Genomic DNA, 18964 nt, shown 5'->3' with positions numbered 1-18964 from the left:
CTCCACCACCGGAGTAGGCGGAGCTGTTCTAATAATGCAGGGACGGCTGCTCCTAAGCCATGCTTGACTTTATCTATTGCGGGAAATTTATTGCCCGCTTCACAATTTCAATTTCTTTGAAAGTGGGTCGCCGACCCGCTTTTTTTTTCAATTAGATACCAACCACAAGCATGAGCAGCGAAATTCTTTCAGTCCTTGAGTACATGGAAAAGGAGAAGGGGATCGGTCGTGAGGACATGATCTCCGCGATCATCACGGCTATTAAGAACGCCGCGGCGAAGGGCGTTAACGCTGGACAGGAGCTGAAGATTACCATCGATCCGAAAAATGGTAAGATGCAGGCTTGGGCGCTGCTCGATGTGGTCGATTCCGTGAGCGATCCGAAGACGGAGATTTCCTTGGAAAAGGCCCGCCAGGTCGACGATACCTTCAACATCGGTGACGTCTACGAGAAGGATATCGACCCTGCTTATCTTGGACGCATCGCGGCCCAGACCGCTCGTCAAGCGATCATGCAGCGCCTTCGTCAGTTCGAGAAGGAGCGCATCTACGACGATTTCAAGGATCAGGTGGGCGACATCGTGAGCGGCATCGTGCGCCGTCGCGAGCGCGGCGATCTGATCGTCGATCTCGGCAAGGCGGAAGCCATGATGCCATCGCGCGACCAGGTTCCCGGCGAGGACTACGCCCCGGGCGAGCGCATCCGCTGCTACCTTTTGAAAATCGAGGCCACCAATCGCGGGCCGGAGCTGATCCTCAGCCGCTCCAATGCCAAGTTCGTACTGCGCCTCTTCGAGCTCGAGGTCACGGAGATCGCGGACGGCACGGTGAAGATCGAAGCCTTCTCCCGCGAGCCGGGCTACCGCACTAAGATCGCGGTCACTTCCAGCGACCCCAAGGTCGATCCCGTCGGGGCCTGCGTCGGGGCTCGTGGAGCTCGGGTCAAGAGCATCGTGCGCGAGTTGGGTGGCGAGAAGATCGACATCATTCGTTATTTCGAGGATCCCAAGGAGATGGCTCTCGAAGCGCTCAAGCCAGCGATCCCACGCAACGTGATCATGGACGAGCGCAACCGCCGCATCACGATCGAAGTTTCCGAGGACGACCTCGCCATCGCCATTGGCCGGAAGGGCCAGAACGCCCGCCTCACCTCCAAGCTCGTCGGTTGGAAGATTGACATTATGAAGGAGGAAGTGAAGGAAGTCACCCTCGAGGCCAAGCAAGCTGCAGCGGCGGAAGGTCTGAATCAGATCGAAGGCATCGATCCGGCTACGGCGGAGCGCCTCGTCAACAACGGACTTATCAGCCCGGAACTCTTCCTCGACGTCGAGGCGGACGACCTGGTGGAAATGGGATTCAGCGAGCAGGAGTCCGCGGACATCCTGGCCAAGGCCAAGCAATTCCTGGCATCGCAAAACATCTCATCCTGATCCTCTCGTCGGCCTGACGTCACCTGTACCTAAATTTCCTCCCTACTCCCCTAGCAAATAGCGACACCCAGTTTACTGCATGAGCGTAAGAATCTACCAGTTGTCTAAAGAAATCGGCATGGAAAATGGCGAGCTGATCGAGCTGTTGCGCGAGCGCGGCTTCGCGGTCAAGAGCGCCTCCAGCACGATCGACAACATCTCAGCGGATTCGATCAAGGACGAATTCGCCAACCAAGCTTCCGCAGAAAAGGAGGAAGAAAAGCAAGCTCCTGAAGCGACGGCTAAGGAAAGCGGGAGCGAGGCATCGCAACCGCCGGCCGCTCCATCGATTTCTTCCTTTGTGAAGAGCAAGGAAGATCTCGAGAAGGAGAAGGAACAGGCGAAAAAGGCGGCCGAAGCGGCGAAAGCCCCGCCTGCCGCTCCGCCGGCTCCCCCGTCTCCGCCAGCGCCTCAGGCTCCCAAGCCAGCTGCTCCGCCGCCGATGGCGCCTCCCCCTGCGGGAAGCCCCAGCCGCATGGCGCCGCCGCCGGTCAAGCCTGCTCCCGCAGCGCCCGCTCCCGCGGCGCCGCCGCGCAATCCAGGCGTGCGTCCCGCCCCCACGGCGGAACCGTCCAGCCCTCCCAAGGCTCCGGCCCCGCCGGCTCCCAGGCCGGCCGCTCCTCCAGCCGCGCCAGCGGCGAGCGCCCCCTCGGGCCCACCGGCCCCGCCGGCTCCGCCCAAGGCAGGTCCGCCACCCGTCTCGCCAGGCGGTCCCAAGGGCCCGGGCAACGCCAGTCCTGCCTCCATGGCTCCGCCTGCAGCGGCGGAGAAGCCGGAAGCCAGCGATGGCCAGTCCGACGAGATCAGGCAGATCGTTTTGAAGCCGCCGATCGTGGTGCGCGATTTCGCCAATGAAATTGGCCTCAAGCCTTTCAAGCTCATTTCGGAGCTCATGGAGATGGGCATTTTCGCATCCATCAACCAGAGCCTGGACGAGAAGGTCGCTAGCGATTTGGCGGCCAAGCACGGCTACCTGCTGGAGATCCGCCATCGTGGCGAAGGGCAGAAGAAAAAGAAGAAGGAGGAGAAGGTCGTCGACGAATCCGAGCTGCTTGAGCACCGACCGCCGGTGGTCTGCATCATGGGCCACGTCGACCACGGCAAGACCTCTCTGCTCGACTACATTCGCAAGGCCAACGTGACCAAGGGCGAAGCCGGCGGCATCACCCAGCACATCGGGGCCTACCAGGTCGAGCACAACGACCACAAGATCACTTTTCTCGACACCCCGGGCCACGAAGCCTTCAACGCCATGCGAGCTCGCGGAGCGGACGTCACCGACATCGCCATTCTCGTGGTGGCGGCGGACGACGGCTTCATGCCGCAGACCGACGAGGCCCTGAAGTTCATTCAGAAGTCCGGCGTGCAGCCCATCGTGGCGATCAACAAGATCGACACCAAGGGGGCCAATGTGGATCGCGTGAAGCAGCAGATGCAGGAGCGCGGCATCGCCTCCGAAGATTGGGGCGGCCAGACCATTTGCGTGGAAGTTTCCGCCATCAAGGGGCAGGGCATCGACGACCTGCTCGACATGGTGCTGCTGCAAGCGGAGGTATTGGAGCTCAAGGCCAACCCGCAGAAGGCGGCCGAGGGCATCATCATCGAAGCGGCGGTGGAAGTCGGTCGTGGCTCCACGGCGACTGTTATCATCCAAGGCGGCACCCTCAAGGTGGGCGACGCCCTGGTGTGCGGGCATTGCTACACCAAGGTCAAAGCCATGCTCAACGAGTATGGAAAACCGATCAAGAAGGCCCCGCCGTCCACGCCGGTGCGCGTCATCGGCTGGTCCGACACGCCGGATTGCGGTGCGACCTTTGTCACCGTGAAGAACGAAAAGGAGGCCAAGGCCACCGCGGCTGAGAACGAGATCGAAATCAAAGCTGAGCTAGCGGCCGCGGAAGAGGAAGCCACCAGCGGCATGTCCGCTCAGGAAAAGCTCTTCGCGGCAATCGCCAAGACGCAGAAGAAGACGCTTCGCCTCATCGTCAAGGGCGACACCTTCGGCTCGGTTGAGGCGATCATCCAAGCTCTCAAGGGCATCAAGAGCGACAAGGTCGCTCTCGAGGTCATCGGCAAGGGCGTGGGCGTGATCAACAAGAGCGACGTGCAGAAAGCCAGCGCCGGCGGAGCCGAAATCATCGGTTTCAATGTGCGCATGGACAACGGCGTGGCAGCGGTCGCCAAGCACCATGCGGTGAAGATTTCGAGCTACCAGGTCATTTACGAGCTCATCGATCGCGTGCATGAGGACATGGTCGAGATGCTCGATCCGGAATACCGCGAGAACAAGATCGGAGCCGCCGAGGTTCGAGCCGTTTTCCCGATCGCCAAGGGCTTCGTGGCGGGCTGTCTGGTCACCGAAGGCCGCGTGCAGCACGGCGCCAGCGCCCGCATCCTGCGCCGTGGCGAGTCCTTGATCGAAAGCAAGGTTCAGACCCTGCGCCGCGTGAAGGACGACGTGAAGGAAGTGCGCGCCGGTACGGAGTGCGGTGTTCAGATCGAGAAGTTCAACGACTACAAGCCGGGCGACGTGATCGAGATCTACGAAGTTCACGAGGTGCGTCCGTCCCTCTAAGAGCGTTTCATTTTTCAACCGCTGTAGCAGTGGCTTTGATCGCGAACCTACTTTCTATCTGAGACGGTTCGCGGCCAGAGCCGCTTCTACCTCTTTATCCATATGAGCAATCGAAAGATCAGAGTGGGGGAGCTGATGAAGCGTGAGATCAGCGACATCCTGCACACGCGCTTCAAGGGCAGCGCGGTGATGATAACCATCACCGAGGTGGATGTCTCGCCGGACAACAAGAACGCCAAGGTGCTTTTTTCGGTCATCGAGACCAAGGACAGTTCGGTCGGCAAGGCCCAGCGCTTTCTCGACGCCAAGAAGTCGCAGTTCAAGCGCGAGCTCAGCCGCCGCATCGTTCTCAAGTACATGCCGGAGCTGGAGTTCGTTTTCGACGAGAAGAACCTCGCGGCGAATCGCGTGAACGAGATGATCGACGGATTGGAGTTTTCCGACGATGATCCGGAAGAGAGCGACAGCTCCGAGCGATGAGTTATTTTCCACACCTGGCGGAAACCTTTAGCGAGTTGCTGGCCAGCATCGCGAACGACCGCGTCTTGATCCTGGGCCACGCTCGTCCGGACGGAGATTGCGTCGGCTCGCAGATCGCCCTGACGCGTCTGCTGCGCCAGCAAGGCGTGGACGCGGTCCCGCTCAACGCTTATCCGGTGCCGAAGGCCTTGTCGTTTCTCGACGAAAACGAACCGATCGGGCTGCTTCGCCCGGAGTCGCTGGATGGCAGTCCAATGATCTTCGTGGATTGCGCCGACGAGAATCGGGTGGGGAACGAAGCCAGCCAGTGGATCCGCGACGCGAATTTTCTAGGCAATATCGATCACCACATTTCGAATACGGAATTCGCTCGTATGAACATTGTGGATGCGACCACGGCGGCCACGTGTGAAATCCTCGCGGGCTTGGCCTTTGACTTCGGCTGGGACATCGACGATTGTGCCGCTCAGGCGCTTTTGACCGGCATCATGACCGATACGGGTCGGTTTGGATACGCCGCTACGTCCAGCCGAGTCTTCGATCTGAGCGCCCGGCTCGTGGAGCGCGGTGCCCGCCCACATATCACCACGCAATCGCTCTACGAAAACGAGCCGTTTTCGCGCTTGAAGCTCTTGCAGCATTTCCTCGCTAGCTTGCGCACCGAGTTCGAAGGCAAGCTTGGCATAGGGAAGCTGCTGCGTGAAGACTTTTTGGATACAGAGGCGGACTACGAGCAGACTGAAGGGTTCGTCGACTACACGCGCTCGATTCGCGGCGCCAAGGTCGGTCTCTATCTGGAGCAGCGAAAGCGAACCGTGAAGGCTAGCCTCAGAGCGGAAAACGCGGACTACCGCGTGGATCAGGTCGCCCGTCAGTTCGGAGGGGGAGGTCATGCCTGCGCTGCGGCCTTTAGCACCGATCTGTCGTTGGAGGAGGTCGAGCCGCTGGTTGTGCAAGCGATCGTCAAGCGGATCAAGGAAGTCGAGCTAAGCGAGACCTAGGGAGGGCGGAAGACCCATTTGAATCGAATCGTATAGCGAGAAGGAGATCGTTCATGGAACAGAAAAAGGATCTGGAAGGAATTTTGCTGATAGACAAGCCCACTGGCATGACGTCGCACGACGTGGTGGATCAGGTGCGGAGGAAACTGCGCATGAAGCGTATTGGCCACGCGGGTACGTTGGACCCGATGGCTACGGGATTGCTGATTATCCTGGTCGGCAAGGCGACCAAGCTTTCGCAGTACCTGACCAGTTTGGACAAGACCTATTCCGGCACCATCAAGCTTGGGGAGACCACCAATACGCAGGACGCGGACGGAGAGGTCACCAGCACCAAGCCAGTGCCGCAACTATCGGAAGCGGATGCCAGGGCGGTTATGGAAACCTTCGTAGGCGATCAGTACCAGACGCCGCCGATGTTTTCCGCGGTGAAAATCAATGGTCAGCGTCTCTACAAGATGGCCCGCAAGGGGCAGGAAGTGGAGCGCGAGCCGCGCTTCATTCGCGTATCCAGATTTGACATCACACGCTTCGAATCGCCGGAGATCGACTTCAGCCTGGATTGTTCCAAGGGGACCTACGTGCGCACGCTTGCCAACGATTTCGGAGAGAAGATCGGCTGTGGGGCGCATTTGACCGCGCTGCGACGCGACGCTTCGGATCAGTTCAACACTTCCAAGGCGGTGGAGCTGGATCGATTCAAGGAAATGGAGATTCCGGAGATCGAATCGATTCTAATCCCTGGGCACGAAGCGATGCCGCAGAATTTGCTCTAGTCGCTCCATGTCGCCCGCCCTGCAATTCGAAAGCCTCGCCGCGCTCGATTCGAATTTCGATCGTCCCGTGCACCTGGCGGTGGGCATGTTCGACGGCGTGCATCGCGGGCACCGCATGGTGATCGACTCCGCCAAGCGTCGGGCGAAAGAGGATGGCGGCGTCTGCGGAGCTCTCACGTTCTGGCCGCATCCGAGCCGCTTGTTTCGTCCCGACGCCCCGTCCCGCATGATTCTCAGTCCGGAGATCAAGCGACGCAAACTGGCGGAGCTGGGTCTGGAGTTCATCGTGGAGGAAGCCTTCACTCATGCCTTCGCCTCCATCGAAGCGGAGGAGTTCATGTCCCATTTGAAGCGGCTCGTGCCGCAGCTGAGATCGGTGCACGCAGGCGAAAATTGGCGCTTTGGCAATGGGCGAAGCGGGGATATGCCGCAGTTGGCCGCCCTCGGCGAGGCAGCTGGAGTGGACGTGTTTTCGGTGGGCTGTCTTGCCGATGGAGGGGCTCGCGTCAGTAGCACGCGGATACGCGACCTGCTGACCTTGGGAAATCTGGAAGAGGCGAACGCTCTGCTGGGCTACGAATACTACAGTCTGGGAACGGTGACCCAAGGCAAGCGCATGGGGCGGACCATCGATGCTCCGACCCTGAACCTCCCCTTTGAAGGCGACCTCCGTCCGGCGTATGGCGTCTATGCGGTTTCCGTTTCGGACGTGTCGCTGAAACGCGAATACATGGGAGTCGCAAATTTCGGAGTCCGGCCTACGGTGGAGATGACGAGCAAGCCGCTGCTGGAGGTGTTTCTCCTTGAGAAATGCCCGTTCGACTACGGGCATCGGTTGAAGGTCGTCTGGCATCAGTTTATCCGTCAGGAGCGAAAGTTCGCCGGCGTGGACGAGCTGAAGGCCCAGATCGCCAAGGATGCGGAGGTGGCGAAGGCCTATTTCGCTGAACGCAAAAGAGGGGACGGTATTTAGAAAGTCGCGACGCGAGGTCGCGCCTGCCAGATGAGCGATGGGCGCCAAGAAAAAGAGACTCGATGAGATTGTGCTGGAGCGCGGGCTTGCTGGCTCGCGAAGCGAGGCGAAGGCATTGATCATGACCGGCAAGGTGCGCCGGGGGACGGAGCGTCTGACCAAAGCAGGGGCCAAGTACGAAGAGGATATCGAGCTGGAAGTGGAAGCCTCGCAGCGATTTGTGGGACGCGGGGCGGAGAAGCTGCTCGGCTGGATCGAAACCTTCGGACTGGACTTCGAAGGCTGCCAGGTGCTGGACATCGGGGCCTGCACAGGCGGCTTTTCGGATTGCGCCCTGCAGCACGGAGCGGTCGGAGCGACGTGCGTGGATGTTGGATACGGTCAGCTCCACTGCAAACTGCGGGAGGATCCGCGAGTGACCAATTTGGAGAAGACCAACGCTCGCTACCTTTCCGCCGATATTTTGCCGCGCCCGAGCTACGAGCGAGTGGTGATGGATTTGTCCTTTATTTCCCTCAAGACGGTGCTGCCTGCGGTATGGCCTTTCTTGGGAGAGGGCGGTGTCTTGATCGCTCTGGTGAAGCCGCAGTTCGAAGTCGGAAAGGAGATCGCCGACAAGTTTCGCGGCGTGATCAAGGACGAGAAGGCCAGGGAGAAGGCTTTGCGGGACGTCAAGGATTTCGCTCTGGGCGAGCTTCCCGGAGCGGAGCTGGTAGGGGAGATGGTTTCGCCTATCAAAGGCGGCGATGGGAATGTGGAGTTTCTGATTGGTCTCAAGCGCCGTTCGAGCAGCGAATGACGTTTAGCGGTTGAATCGTACGGCGGAATGGAACATGGCTCTAAGGAGATGAACCCGATCAAGCGTCTGGCATTTGTAGTGAACGGAGGAAAAAACGACTCCGTTTCCCTGGTCTCCCGTCTGGTGAAGAGTGCGGAAGGGCGGGGGATCGAGTGCCGCGTGATCAAGGACTTCCCCGTACCCTCGGGCAGCATGGATGGCATGGACGCCTGCTGCGTGGTCGGAGGAGATGGCACTTTCCTCAGCGCCGCAGCGGAGGCGACCCGGTGTCAGCTCACCATGATCGGGGTGAACCGCGGTACGCTCGGATTTCTGACCACTTACACCGCCGAGGAGGTGGAGGAGCTGTTTCCCTCCGTGCTCGAGGGGGAGTTTAAGCTGCAGAGCCGGGCCATGCTGGAATGCAGCGTCCACGAGAGCCATTCCGACATCGCTCTCAACGACGTGGTGATCAAGGCCGCCGACTCCAGCCGTCTGGTGCATGTCAAAGTCTTCTGCAACGAGGAGTTCGTGACCACCTATGTTTGCGACGGTTTGATTTTCAGCACGCCCACCGGATCGACCGCCTACACGCTCTCCGCGGGCGGTCCGCTGGTGCACCCGGATATGAAGGCCATCTCGCTGACTCCGATCTGTCCGCATACCTTGAGCAACCGATCCATCATCTTCCCCAGCGACGTGACCATGCGAGTGGAAAACGCCCAGCCGGATCAGCGGTTGCTGGTCGCGGTGGATGGTCAGCGAAACCTGAACATTCTGGAAGACACCTCGATCGATATATCCGTATCTAAGCGTCAACTACATATCGCTCAAAAGCTGGACTACAGCCATTTCAACGTGGTTCGCCGTAAGTTGAAGTGGAGCGGTGGATACGCTGGAGAAGTCTAGGTCGCATGGCTCGTGTCTCCGACATGAGAATGGCGGACTGGTTCGAGCAGGTCGCCCAAGGGCTTGAAACCGGCCTGAACTACGCGAATGCCCTTACCTTGGCCAGCGATTTGCCGGGCGGAGTGAATGCGCGAATCACCAAGGCTCTGCGCTCCGGGAAACTGCTCACTCGCGCCATCGACGAAAGCGGCCTGCGTATCCGTGTGTCGGAGTTCGCCATGCTGCAAGCCGCGGAATCCTCCGGCAATTTGCCGCGGGTATTGCGGCGCTTGGCCAAGTCGCGAGTGGATCGGGCCAAAATCAAGCGCAAGATTTGGATGACCTTGGTTTATCCGGCGATTTTGCTCCATTTGGCAGCGGTCGTTTTCTCGCTCCCGTATTTGGTGGATGGAGACGATCTTCGCTTCCTCGTTTCCGCTGGAATGGTGATCGTTCCGTTTTGGCTCGGGTTTCTTTTTTTGCTGAGCTTGGCCCGCTACGCTCCCTCTCTTTTGCGCGCGCTGGCTCGGCTGGCGCCCTTGTTTGCGGGCTTTCGCAAGAAGTGGGCCTTGGGCACCTTGTGCGAAGTGTTGGGTCAGTCGCTCGCTTCCGGAGTGAGCGCCGAGCGGGCGTGGGAGTCCGCGACGCTCGCGGCGGACCACCCGCATGTTGCTAGGCTGGGCCAGTCGGCGTTGGAGGCGATCCGATCGGGAGCGCCCGCCAGCGAAGGCATACGAAAGTTCTCGGGCAAGTCCGAAAACGCCTTGTTGGAACTCTATCGAAGCGGAGAGATGACCGGTCAGCTGGATCGAAATCTGGACGCTGCGGGGCAGCGCTTTTTTCAGGACGCGAAGCGTCGTCTCGGCTTGGCGATCGCGATTTATCCGAAGCTTTTCGTAGCCGCCATATTCGCCTACGTCGGCTATCACGTGATCCAGTTTTTCAGCGCCTACTATCAGAGCCTTCTGGACATGTCGGTGTAGATCGAGCTTCGGGGTCCGGGCGAGGGGAAGCGACTACTGATAGACGAGCTCCGCGGCGACTTCGGATTGAAAGAGGGTGACGGGGTGTTCGTAGAAGCTTCGAAACGATTCCTTGGCTTCGTGCGGCGAATCGCTTGCTGGCACGTAAGCCTTGGACCAGGGCGCGTTTATCCAAGTGAGCATCCAGGCGATGTGGCGGGCCTTTTCGCTGGCAAGGATGGGCTCCAATGTTTGCCGCATCCACCAATCGGGTTTCCCCTCTGGATAGTCCACGCGATTTCCGGTTTCGGTGAACGCGGCGACCTTGCCGTTTTCGAGCGCGAAGTCGACCGCGTCCTCCAGCCAGCCCACCATCTGCTCGACGCTGGCCCATTCCACAGAGCCGGTGTCGTAGATGTCCATGCCGATGATATCGACGTATTCATTTCCTGGATAGTACTCCGCAGCCAAGCCCTTGTCCGGCGACCAGCAAAAGAGGACGAGCTCGCTGCGGTCCCGAATGTAGTCGACCAGAAGCTGGTAGGCGCGACGATAGGTCTCCGGCCCACCCTTGAGATTGCGGCCCCACCAGAACCAGTCTCCGTTCATCTCATGAAAAGGGCGAAATACGATCGGCACGCCGATGTCGTGGTTGATCATGGCCAGCACCTGATCGAGCGTTTGGTAGAACCAGGTGACGTCGCCCTCTGAATCGTCGCCGCGCGTGACATTGTAGAGCAGTTCTCCGTCGCGTTCGGTGTAGTGGTAGTCGCCGCCGTATTTGCCGCTCCAGTGAAAGTCGAAAGTGATGATCGCCCCTTCGCGATACGCCTTTTTCACCGCGGCGATATGGTAGGGCTTTTCCGCTACGTTGTGCGGCATCAGGAAGTGAAAGTCCGAGCCATGCACGCCGGGATGGTCGCCTACGAGGTCCTTGCAGTCGGACTGCTCGATGTCTGTATTGAAGGACTGGGCACGGTTGAAGGTGAGTGGAAACTCCTGCCCGAAAATGATCTTGTCCGGGTCCCAGCCGATGCGGTGGAGGTTGCGAAACAAGGCGCGCGTCTCCTCGCTGAGCGTAGGGTCGACGGGTCTGGGCGGGGTCGCCCGAGAATCATCGGAGCGTTCCGATTGGGAGCAGGCTGCGAAGAAAAGCGCCGCGAACGGGATCAGGAGGGTAGGAAAACGAAGCATCGAAACGTAAGCTTGGAAACGAATGAGAAATTTGCAAACGACGAGACGCCCCCGCTCCCGGCGCGGGCGACGATGAGTCCCAGTGTTGCGAACTCTTTTTTGCAACGTTGCAAGGAAGAGTTGCGCGAGTTCTGCGCGTGGGCGGGGCGCTAGCGGTAGAGGTTTTCTTGGGCGACTTCGTTTTGGAAGAGGGTGACCGGGTGGGCATGGAAGGCTCGGAAGGCTTCTTGGGACGCTTGGGGGGAGTTGGCGGTAGGGGCGTAGGGACCGGACCAGTCGGAGTTGATCCAGGTGAGGACCCAGGCGATGCGACGGGCTTTTTCGCTAGCCAGGATCGGCTCGAGCACGCTGCGCGTCCACCAGTCCGGCTGTTCGGTATGATAGGCGATGTCGCCCTGGGTGTCGTAGCCAGTTTCCGTCAGGGCGACCACCTTTCCGCGCTCGGCGGCGAAATCGGTCATCTGTTCCAGCAGGTCGACCATCTGCTCCACGGTGTACCAGGGCACGTGTTCGTTTCCTTGGCCGTAGCCATCGAGGCCGATGATGTCCACGTAGTCGTCGCCGGGGTAGCAGTCGAGGGCGAGGGCCTTGTCGGGCGACCAGGAAAACAGCATGTATTCAGTTCTCTCCGACAGGTAGTCGACGAGAATCCGGTAGGCTTGCTTGTAGGTTTCCGGTCCGCCTTTGAGCTTGCTGCCCCACCAGAACCACTTGCCGTTCATTTCGTGGAAAGGACGGAAAACGATGGGGAACTGCAGGTCTTCGTTCACCACCTTCAGCACCTGATCGAGGCTGTGGTAGAACCAGGTGACGTCGCCCGCGGAATCGTCGTCGCGCACGACGTTGTAGAGGATTTCGGCGTCTCTTTTGTGCCACTCGTGGGTGCCGCCGTACTTGCCCAGCCAGTGGTAGTCGAAGGTCACGAGGGCTCCGGCATCGTAGGCTGCTTTGGCGGCGATTTTGTGGGCCACGCGTTCGTGGGGATCCTTGTCGATCAGGAAATGGAAGTCCGAGCCATGCACGCCTGGATGGTCGCCCACCACGTCTTTGACATCGGAAGTGGTGGCATCGGTGATGCCGGTCATGCTGCGCGAATAGCTCAGCGGAAACTCCTGCCCGAACATGATTTTATCAGGATCCCAGCCGATGCGGTGGAGGTTCCGCAGGAGGGCTTCCGTTTCTGGGGAAATCGTTGAATCTGCAGAACTGATTGGGGAATGAGCGTCTGTCATAGCGGAATCGTTGGCGAGGCACGAAGCGCCGAGGGAAATCGCGAGCAGCGCGGTCAGGCGCGAGAGCAGGGGTGTCATGTCGTTTGATTGGGAGTGGTCGAAGTGTTTACGGGCGTTTGGAACGAAGGAGCTCGATCGCAAGGGATCTTAGCAGACCCTAGAATTAGAGTTTCCGTACGAAAAATGAGGAAACTCGGATGGCGCGCGCGGGCCGGATACGGAGGGCTTGGGAAGGGGCTGAAAAAGCGACGAGGCAACACCTTGCAGGGAGTCGTCTCGTGGTTGGCGAAGGGACTCTTGACAAGGTGTCGCCTCGTGGCGAACCGGACTGAGGTACGGCTACTCGAAGGTGGCGCCGTAGAAGGCGCAGCGTTCCCAGCGCAGACAGCTTTCGGTCTTCACGCCGCACTGGCGGGAGCAGTCGCAGCTGCTGAGCATGCTGGGGCTATGAAAGGAAGTGTTTTCGTCTTCGTAGCACGCGAGGGACAATCTCACATCCTGATTCATGATCTTACAGGGGATCTCCAGAGTTCTTTCCTTCAGCATAGGAGTATGGAGTTGGGTGTTTTCGATCGGACGGAAAACGAGGCGGTCGCTCGCTGGAGGCGAAGCGGTAGCGTCGGAGGCTTCCTGCGCGAAACTTCGCATGGCGGAAACGGATTAGTTTGGCTAATTTATGGATGTTATACGTTTAGGTGGTCTAATTCAATTCCTATGCGCATATCGCAAGTCGGTTGAAGGAAAACTGATCCGCTGGGCAACGGGAGCTTTTCTGGAGGGGAGGAAGGAGGGAGCGTGCCCGGAGGTCCCGCTCCACCAGCTAGAAGAGGCCGAGTTGGTTCTCGTCCTTGGCGACCTTGATCTTCTTGCGCGGTTTGGCGACCGGGGCTTTGGCGGGAGCGGACACGGTGACGGTGGCGTCCTCGGATTCCAGTTTTTCCAGTATTTCCTTGGCCCGATCGATGACGGGAGCGGGCAATCCAGCCAGGCGGGCCACTTGGATGCCGTAGCTGCGATCGGCGGCCCCTTTGACCACCTGGCGCACGAAGACGATCTCGTCGTTCCACTCCTTGACCGCCACGCTGTAGTTTTCCAGACGATCGAGATGCTTGTCGAGCTGGGTGAGCTCTTGGTAGTGGGTGGCGAAAAGGGTTTTGGGTCCGCTATCGGGGTCGCGGTGCAGGTGCTCGATGACCGACCAAGCGATGGAGAGCCCGTCGTAGGTGGAGGTGCCGCGTCCGATCTCGTCGAGAATGATCAGACTGCGCTCGGTGGCGTTGTTGAGGATGTTGGCGGTCTCGTTCATCTCCACCATGAAGGTGGAGTTTCCTCGAGCGAGGTCGTCGCTGGCGCCGACGCGGGAGAAGATGCGGTCCACCAGACCGATGTTAGCTTCAGCGGCTGGCACGAAGCAGCCGATCTGGGCCATGAGGGTGATGAGGGCGACCTGGCGAATGAAGGTGGACTTGCCCGCCATGTTGGGGCCGGTGATGAGGTGTATTTGATTTTCGGATGCGCTGATGTCTATGTTGTTCGGCACGAAGGCGTGACTGCCTGCGAGGCCGGAGGAATCTTTGCGCAGCATCTGCTCGACCACGGGGTGACGACCTTGGGAAATGTCGATGCGATCGGAATCGTGCAGCGAGGGGCGGCAGTAGTCCCAGCGACGGGCGATTTCCGACCAGCCGCAATAGACGTCAAGTTCGGCCAGCGCGTCGGCGGTTTCGGTGAGGGCGTGACTTTCCTCCAGGACCGCCTCGATCAGTCCGAGGAAAAGCTCCTCCTCGCGCCGCTTGGAATTTTCTTCGGCGTGAAAGATCTCCTTTTCTTTCGCTTTGAGGTCTTCGGTGATGAAGCGCTCCGCGTTCACGGTGGTTTGCTTGCGTATGTACTCTTCGGGTACAAGCGAGAGATTGGATTTGGTGACCTCGATGAAGTAGCCGAAGGCGCCATTGTACTTCACCTTCAGGTTCTTGATGCCAGTGCGGGCGCGTTCGCTGGACTCGAGTTCCGCCAACCAGACTTTGTTGTCTGTAGTGAGCGAGAGCATACGGTCCAGTTCGGGGTCGTAGCCTTTGGCGATGTATCCGCCATCGTCGAGCTTGGAGGGAAGCTCCTCCTTGAGAGCTCGATCCAGTAGCTCCGCCAAGGCGGGCAGCGGGTGGAGGGCGTCGCGGAGGGCGAGAAGGGAGTGGGTGGGGGGTGATCCTGCATCGTTTGCTCCCGCCGGGACGTCGGCTGCCACCATTGAGGTCGCCCCCTCTGGGGTGGCTTCTTCGATGAGCTGGCGCAGTACGGGGATTTGGGCCAGGGTGTCGCGCACGCCGCCAAGCTCGCGCGGATTGCGCAGGCGGTTCTGCATGCGCGAGAGGATGCGTTTGATATCCCGCACGGACTTGAGCTTGTCCTGCAGTTCGGTGGTCGCCATGGGATTGGCGTAGAGGGCGTCGACGCAGTCGAGTCGTCGATTGAGCTCATCGATGTCGCGTTCCGGAGCTATGAGCCACTTTTCCAGTCTGCGGGAGCCAGCGGCGGTTTTGCAGCCGTTGATGGCATCGATGAGCGAGCCTTCACGCAGGCCGCGTGTCGATTTGAAGATCTCGAGATTTCGCAGGGTCGCGGGATCGATCAGCAGCGATTCCTTCGCGCTGTATTCATGGATCGAGGACAGGTTCTCCGGCTTGGCGCAAAGGGTTTCCGTGGCGTAGTGGAGCAGGGCTCCGGCGCAGCCGAGGGCATCGTGTTTCTTGTCGATACCGAAGCCCTCCAGGTTGATAACGCCCAAGGTTTCCATCACCGACTGGGCTCCGGCGTCGCTATCGAACTGGAATCCTGGCAGCTCGCTGGTGGCTCGGCTGTTGGCGAAATGTATCAGCTCTTCGTATACCGGATTGTGGTGAGAGTTCTTCTGCCAGTTTTCCTGGCTGCCTTCGATGAGCAGCAGTTCCGCCGGGTCGATGGAGACGAGTACTGGAAGCAGGTCGTCCGGCTTGGGATCGTGAGCGATGGTGAATTCGCCAGTGGAGAGGTCGATCCACGCCAGGGAGAAGCCAGCCTTGTCGTACTCGAGGGCGGCGAGAAAGTGGTTTCGCTGCGAGTCGAGCTGGTTGTCCTCGATCGTTGTACCCGGAGTTAGGATACGGGTCAGGGCCCGTTTGACCAGTTTGCCCGCCTTGGGCGTTTCCACCTGATCGCAGATAGCGACCTTCATGCCCGCTTTAAGAACTTTGCCGATGTATTGCTCCGCGGCGTGGAAAGGGATGCCCGCCATCTTGTAGTCGCTGCGCTTGGTCAGGGTGATGCCCAGGACTTGGGCGCCGACTTCGGCGTCCTCGTGAAACATCTCGTAGAAGTCCCCCAGTCGGAAGAGCAGCAAGGTATTCGCAGGGAGGCCTTTTTTTACCTCGAAGTACTGCTGCATCATGGGGGTGAGCTTCTTTTCGCGAGCCATAGGAGAAGGGATGGGTGGAATAATGAAAGGTGATAGATGGAAGGCGGACTGGGAAGGGAGAAAATTTGAAGGGAGGCGTTGGGAGGTAAAGGGTTTTTTGAAACGACGGGGAATGTGGGGGAGCGAAAAGGTTGTTTGCCCACAGATTACGCAGATTTTTGGGATCGTTTGCTTTCGTTCGACGAGGGGGATTCGTTGGGGCGACACGTTGGTTTGAGTCGCTGATGTGGGAGGATGGGGCGTTTCGGTTCATACTCGGAGTCCCGGGTGGGGAACAAAGCGCTGGTGATTTTTACCAAGAGCGGGTCCTTTCACTCTTCTGGAGCCCTCCCTCGTATGAAATCCGCCCCGATTGCTGTCGCATTGTTTGGTTTTGTTTCCGCCTCGTTGATCGGCGTTTGGCTGTGGAACGAAGAGAAGGAGGCCGCAGAGCGCCGCGCGGTTGAGGCTAGTCCGTCATCGTCGGAGACGGGTGGAGAGCTATCAGGCGATCGATCGACTGAGGTGGTTGGAGTCGAGGCGCAGTCTAGCGATTTCGAGTCGCGGTATCAGGTGTTGTTGGGGCGCGAGAACGGGCCGAGCAAGGTGGAGGCGATCGCACGGCTGTTTGAGGAGTGGGGACGAGCGGATGGCGAGGCGGCGTTTGCGTATGCGAAAACGTTGAGCGGACGGGATCGCATCAAGTATCTGGAAAGCGCGGCTATCGGCTGGGCTCGGCGTTCGCCGCGTGAGGCTTGGAATGCGATGATGGAGATTTCGAACCAGGGAATGATGCTGGTGGGATCGGTGGGGGCCTTGCTGGGAGCGGTCGCGGAGATGGATAGCGATCAGGCGACGCGGTTTCTATTCGAGGTGGATAGTCAGTACAATCGCACGCGCTTGTTCGACAAAGCGGTTTCTCGACTGGAAACGGATGATCAACGGAGAGCGATGTTGGGGCGCTTGTTGAGCAGCGAAGTTGAGGGACGTGCGTTTCTCGTGGAGAGTTTGTTCAAGGATTGGGGACGTTACGACTCGGAGGCCCCGATCGCTGAGCTGGGGCGTTTGGGGGACTCGAAGCTTTCGCAGAAAGCGATGGCGGGGATTTTGGAAGGCTGGGCGTCGGTGGATGGGCAAGGGGCGTTTGAATACGTTTTGGAAAGTGGCGACGCGGGTCTCATACGAAATGCTCTGGTGCCGATTGCCAAGGAGTGGGCGGCCGCTTGCACCGCGGACGAGTTGGAGACCTTGATCGGACGTGTGGCGGAGCTGGAGCAAGCGGACGAGGTGCTGAAGGGATTGGTGCCAACGCTTTCGCAAGCGAATCCGCAACTCGCTTTGGCCGGAATCTCGACCTTGAAAAGCGAGACAGCCCGGGCGAATCACACCCGGGATGCGCTCTCGCAGTGGGCCATCGCGGACTTGGACGCGGCTGAGGCTTACTATCGAGAGCTGCCAGCGGGGCGGACGAAAGAGTACGCGATCTGGGGATTGTTCAACCCGGCGGTTCATCATGGCGAGCCGGTGGAACGCATCGTGGGCTTCGTAGATGCTTTGGAGGATCCCGTTTCGATAGGTAAGGCTCTGTTTAGCATGAGCGAGTACACGATGGCGGTGAATAAAGGGGAGATGACGGATCGATTGGCGTGGGCGGTCAGGCAGTATGTGGAAGATCACGACGAGCTGCCGGAAGAGGTAAGGGCTAGGATTTTAGAGAATCTCGCGAAGCGGAAGGGATAGTTCGCCTGGAAGCTGGGAGGAAGAGGGGGACGTTGGACGCTGCCTTTTGAGTTGTTATGATGCGGCGGAATCGCTTGGTGTTGGGGCGATGGTCGATTTGTTTTACCGAGAATATGGCGAGGCGGGGAAGCAGCCGCTGGTGATTATGCACGGGCTGCTGGGGTCGTCTCGCAACTGGCAGGCGGCCGCTCAGGCCTTGGGCGAGGCTTTTCATGTGTTTTGCCTGGATTTGAGAAACCATGGCGAATCTCCGTGGGCCGCGCCGCATTCCTACGCGGCGATGGCGGAGGACGTGACGGGGTTTATCGAGAAACGCCTGACCGCTCGGCCGATTCTGATCGGTCATTCCATGGGGGGGAAACTGGCTATGAAGCTCGCCTGCGAGCAGCCTGGGCTGCTGCGCAAGCTGGTGGTGGTGGACATCGTGCCGAAGAAGAATCCCACGGCCCACGATCCGGAATTCGAGGGCATGCGGGCGGTGGAACTGTCCTCCCTGAAATCGCGCTCCGATGCGGAAGCGGCTCTGGAGCCGTACGTGAAAAGCTGGTCCATGCGCAAGTTTCTGGTGACGAACCTGGTCCGGGACGAAGAGACGAACGCGTTTCGCTGGACCATCAATCTCGACGCGATCCAGGATTCGCTGCGGGAGTTGGAGCGGACGAGTCTGAGCGACGAGCAGCGCTACGACGGCGATAGCCTTTTCGTGATGGGCGGCCGGTCTCGGTTTTTTTCCAAGGAGGACATCCCTTTGATCCGCAGGCATTTTCCGGCGAGCGGGATTGAAGTGATCGCGGAAAGCGGACATAACCCGCATTTCGAATGCAGAGAGCGCTTTGTGGAGATCATCAAGGAATTCGCCGAGTAGTCGGCAGCTCCCGCTGTCTTAGGCTGGCAGGGGCTAGGCCATTGGCCGGAGGACGGCGCCATGGATGAGGCTCCGCTGCTTTGGGCCTTGGTCAAATTCGCTTGGCTCGGGCTGGTCTATTGGCTCGGGCTTGGGGTCGCGGTGGTGGCGCATGAGCTTGGTCATGCTGTGATGGCGCTGCTGGTGACGCGTCAAAAGGTGAGCCTGCAGGTTGGCCAGCCGGCTGCGGGCCGGGAAGGCTCGATTTTCACGTTGGGACGCTTGGAGCTGAGGCTGAGCCCTCGACGGTTTCGCTATGGGTTCACCCGCTACGATCGGGCGGCGGAGAGCCGGGCGCGTCAGACCTGGGTGGCCTTGGCGGGACCGGCGGCCAGTTTGTTGGGCTGCGGCCTGCTGGCGGCTCTAGCGACCAACACCCTCGTGGGCAGCGGCTGGTGGATCCTATGGCTGGGCTTGTTCGTTTCCCATTTTCGCATCCTGATCGTATCGGTCTGGCCGCTCGAGTACCGGCCGCAAGGGGCTGAGGGCGAGGTTTGGCTGAGCGATTCGCTGGATATCTGGCGGATGTGGCGAAAATAGCTCTTGGAGAGCGAGGGGTTCG

16 protein-coding genes are annotated in these 18964 nt (G+C 59.6%); 12 read left to right on the top strand and 4 right to left on the bottom strand.

Features of this window, described 5'->3' with window-relative positions; translation table 11 throughout:
* The first annotated feature begins 170 nt into the window (after positions 1-170).
* From nusA to QEH54_RS18260, 9 genes are all read left to right on the top strand, one after another.
* Positions 171-1430: a transcription termination factor NusA gene (nusA, locus tag QEH54_RS18300; protein WP_309020153.1), complete on the top strand. Its 1260-nt coding sequence runs from the start codon at positions 171-173 to the stop codon at positions 1428-1430.
* A 79-nt stretch (positions 1431-1509) separates the two neighbouring features.
* Positions 1510-4044 carry a translation initiation factor IF-2 gene (gene infB / locus QEH54_RS18295; protein WP_309020152.1) on the top strand — a complete coding sequence of 845 codons (2535 nt, stop codon included), beginning with the start codon at positions 1510-1512 and terminating at the stop codon, positions 4042-4044.
* A gap of 102 nt (positions 4045-4146) precedes the next feature.
* On the top strand, positions 4147-4524 hold the full coding sequence (gene rbfA, locus QEH54_RS18290; protein ID WP_309020151.1) for a 30S ribosome-binding factor RbfA: 378 nt from the start codon (positions 4147-4149) through the stop codon (positions 4522-4524).
* Positions 4521-5525, top strand: a complete 1005-nt coding sequence (locus QEH54_RS18285) for a DHH family phosphoesterase (protein ID WP_309020150.1) — start codon at positions 4521-4523, stop codon at positions 5523-5525. The genes rbfA and QEH54_RS18285 overlap by 4 nt, the downstream gene beginning before the upstream one ends.
* A gap of 53 nt (positions 5526-5578) precedes the next feature.
* Entirely contained in the window at positions 5579-6301 is a 723-nt protein-coding gene (truB, locus tag QEH54_RS18280) for a tRNA pseudouridine(55) synthase TruB (RefSeq protein WP_309020149.1), read from the top strand.
* 7 nt (positions 6302-6308) lie between these two features.
* A complete protein-coding gene (gene ribF, locus QEH54_RS18275) occupies positions 6309-7274 on the top strand; it encodes a riboflavin biosynthesis protein RibF (RefSeq protein ID WP_309020148.1) in 966 nt (321 codons plus the stop codon).
* A 37-nt stretch (positions 7275-7311) separates the two neighbouring features.
* Positions 7312-8073 carry a TlyA family RNA methyltransferase gene (locus QEH54_RS18270; RefSeq protein ID WP_309020147.1) on the top strand — a complete coding sequence of 254 codons (762 nt, stop codon included), beginning with the start codon at positions 7312-7314 and terminating at the stop codon, positions 8071-8073.
* Positions 8074-8121: 48 nt separating this feature from the next.
* On the top strand, positions 8122-8961 hold the full coding sequence (locus QEH54_RS18265) for an NAD(+)/NADH kinase (protein ID WP_309020146.1): 840 nt from the start codon (positions 8122-8124) through the stop codon (positions 8959-8961).
* A 5-nt stretch (positions 8962-8966) separates the two neighbouring features.
* Positions 8967-9923, top strand: a complete 957-nt coding sequence (locus QEH54_RS18260) for a type II secretion system F family protein (protein ID WP_309020145.1) — start codon at positions 8967-8969, stop codon at positions 9921-9923.
* Positions 9924-9956: 33 nt separating this feature from the next.
* On the opposite strand, the gene QEH54_RS18255 is transcribed toward QEH54_RS18260, so the two are convergent.
* From QEH54_RS18255 to mutS, 4 genes are all read right to left on the bottom strand, one after another.
* On the bottom strand, positions 9957-11096 hold the full coding sequence (locus QEH54_RS18255) for a glycosyl hydrolase (protein ID WP_309020144.1): 1140 nt from the start codon (positions 11094-11096) through the stop codon (positions 9957-9959).
* Between the two features lie 149 nt (positions 11097-11245).
* Complete coding sequence (locus tag QEH54_RS18250) at positions 11246-12406, bottom strand: glycosyl hydrolase (RefSeq protein WP_309020143.1); 1161 nt, start codon at positions 12404-12406, stop codon at positions 11246-11248.
* Between the two features lie 261 nt (positions 12407-12667).
* Entirely contained in the window at positions 12668-12874 is a 207-nt protein-coding gene (locus QEH54_RS18245) for a hypothetical protein (RefSeq protein ID WP_309020142.1), read from the bottom strand.
* Between the two features lie 274 nt (positions 12875-13148).
* A complete protein-coding gene (mutS, locus tag QEH54_RS18240; RefSeq protein ID WP_309020141.1) occupies positions 13149-15779 on the bottom strand; it encodes a DNA mismatch repair protein MutS in 2631 nt (876 codons plus the stop codon).
* A 336-nt stretch (positions 15780-16115) separates the two neighbouring features.
* Between mutS and QEH54_RS18235 the strand changes: the two genes are divergently transcribed.
* The 3 genes from QEH54_RS18235 to QEH54_RS18225 all read left to right on the top strand — a co-directional run bounded on the left by QEH54_RS18235 (position 16116) and on the right by QEH54_RS18225 (position 18942).
* Entirely contained in the window at positions 16116-17498 is a 1383-nt protein-coding gene (locus QEH54_RS18235; RefSeq protein ID WP_309020140.1) for a hypothetical protein, read from the top strand.
* A gap of 88 nt (positions 17499-17586) precedes the next feature.
* Entirely contained in the window at positions 17587-18363 is a 777-nt protein-coding gene (locus QEH54_RS18230; RefSeq protein WP_309020139.1) for an alpha/beta fold hydrolase, read from the top strand.
* Between the two features lie 60 nt (positions 18364-18423).
* Complete coding sequence (locus tag QEH54_RS18225; protein ID WP_309020138.1) at positions 18424-18942, top strand: M50 family metallopeptidase; 519 nt, start codon at positions 18424-18426, stop codon at positions 18940-18942.
* Positions 18943-18964: the final 22 nt, after the last annotated feature.

It is taken from the genome of Pelagicoccus sp. SDUM812003 (assembly GCF_031127815.1).
GTDB lineage: Bacteria > Verrucomicrobiota > Verrucomicrobiia > Opitutales > Opitutaceae > Pelagicoccus.
The sequence above is the reverse complement of the archived record's forward strand: the minus strand, read 5'-3'. Positions and strand labels throughout refer to the sequence as shown.

Excerpts from the sequence above, each read along its gene's own strand:
- infB (WP_309020152.1), top strand. The coding sequence starts at position 1,510 with ATGAGCGTAAGAATCTACCAGTTGTCTAAAGAAATCGGCATGGAAAAT.
- rbfA (WP_309020151.1), top strand. The coding sequence starts at position 4,147 with ATGAGCAATCGAAAGATCAGAGTGGGGGAGCTGATGAAGCGTGAGATC.
- ribF (WP_309020148.1), top strand. The coding sequence starts at position 6,309 with ATGTCGCCCGCCCTGCAATTCGAAAGCCTCGCCGCGCTCGATTCGAAT.
- QEH54_RS18265 (WP_309020146.1), top strand. The coding sequence starts at position 8,122 with ATGAACCCGATCAAGCGTCTGGCATTTGTAGTGAACGGAGGAAAAAAC.
- QEH54_RS18255 (WP_309020144.1), bottom strand. The coding sequence starts at position 11,096 with ATGCTTCGTTTTCCTACCCTCCTGATCCCGTTCGCGGCGCTTTTCTTC.
- truB (WP_309020149.1), top strand. The coding sequence starts at position 5,579 with ATGGAACAGAAAAAGGATCTGGAAGGAATTTTGCTGATAGACAAGCCC.
- QEH54_RS18270 (WP_309020147.1), top strand. The coding sequence starts at position 7,312 with ATGGGCGCCAAGAAAAAGAGACTCGATGAGATTGTGCTGGAGCGCGGG.
- QEH54_RS18260 (WP_309020145.1), top strand. The coding sequence starts at position 8,967 with ATGGCTCGTGTCTCCGACATGAGAATGGCGGACTGGTTCGAGCAGGTC.
- QEH54_RS18250 (WP_309020143.1), bottom strand. The coding sequence starts at position 12,406 with ATGACACCCCTGCTCTCGCGCCTGACCGCGCTGCTCGCGATTTCCCTC.
- QEH54_RS18235 (WP_309020140.1), top strand. The coding sequence starts at position 16,116 with ATGAAATCCGCCCCGATTGCTGTCGCATTGTTTGGTTTTGTTTCCGCC.
- nusA (WP_309020153.1), top strand. The coding sequence starts at position 171 with ATGAGCAGCGAAATTCTTTCAGTCCTTGAGTACATGGAAAAGGAGAAG.
- QEH54_RS18225 (WP_309020138.1), top strand. The coding sequence starts at position 18,424 with ATGGATGAGGCTCCGCTGCTTTGGGCCTTGGTCAAATTCGCTTGGCTC.
- mutS (WP_309020141.1), bottom strand. The coding sequence starts at position 15,779 with ATGGCTCGCGAAAAGAAGCTCACCCCCATGATGCAGCAGTACTTCGAG.
- QEH54_RS18245 (WP_309020142.1), bottom strand. The coding sequence starts at position 12,874 with ATGCTGAAGGAAAGAACTCTGGAGATCCCCTGTAAGATCATGAATCAG.
- QEH54_RS18230 (WP_309020139.1), top strand. The coding sequence starts at position 17,587 with ATGGTCGATTTGTTTTACCGAGAATATGGCGAGGCGGGGAAGCAGCCG.
- QEH54_RS18285 (WP_309020150.1), top strand. The coding sequence starts at position 4,521 with ATGAGTTATTTTCCACACCTGGCGGAAACCTTTAGCGAGTTGCTGGCC.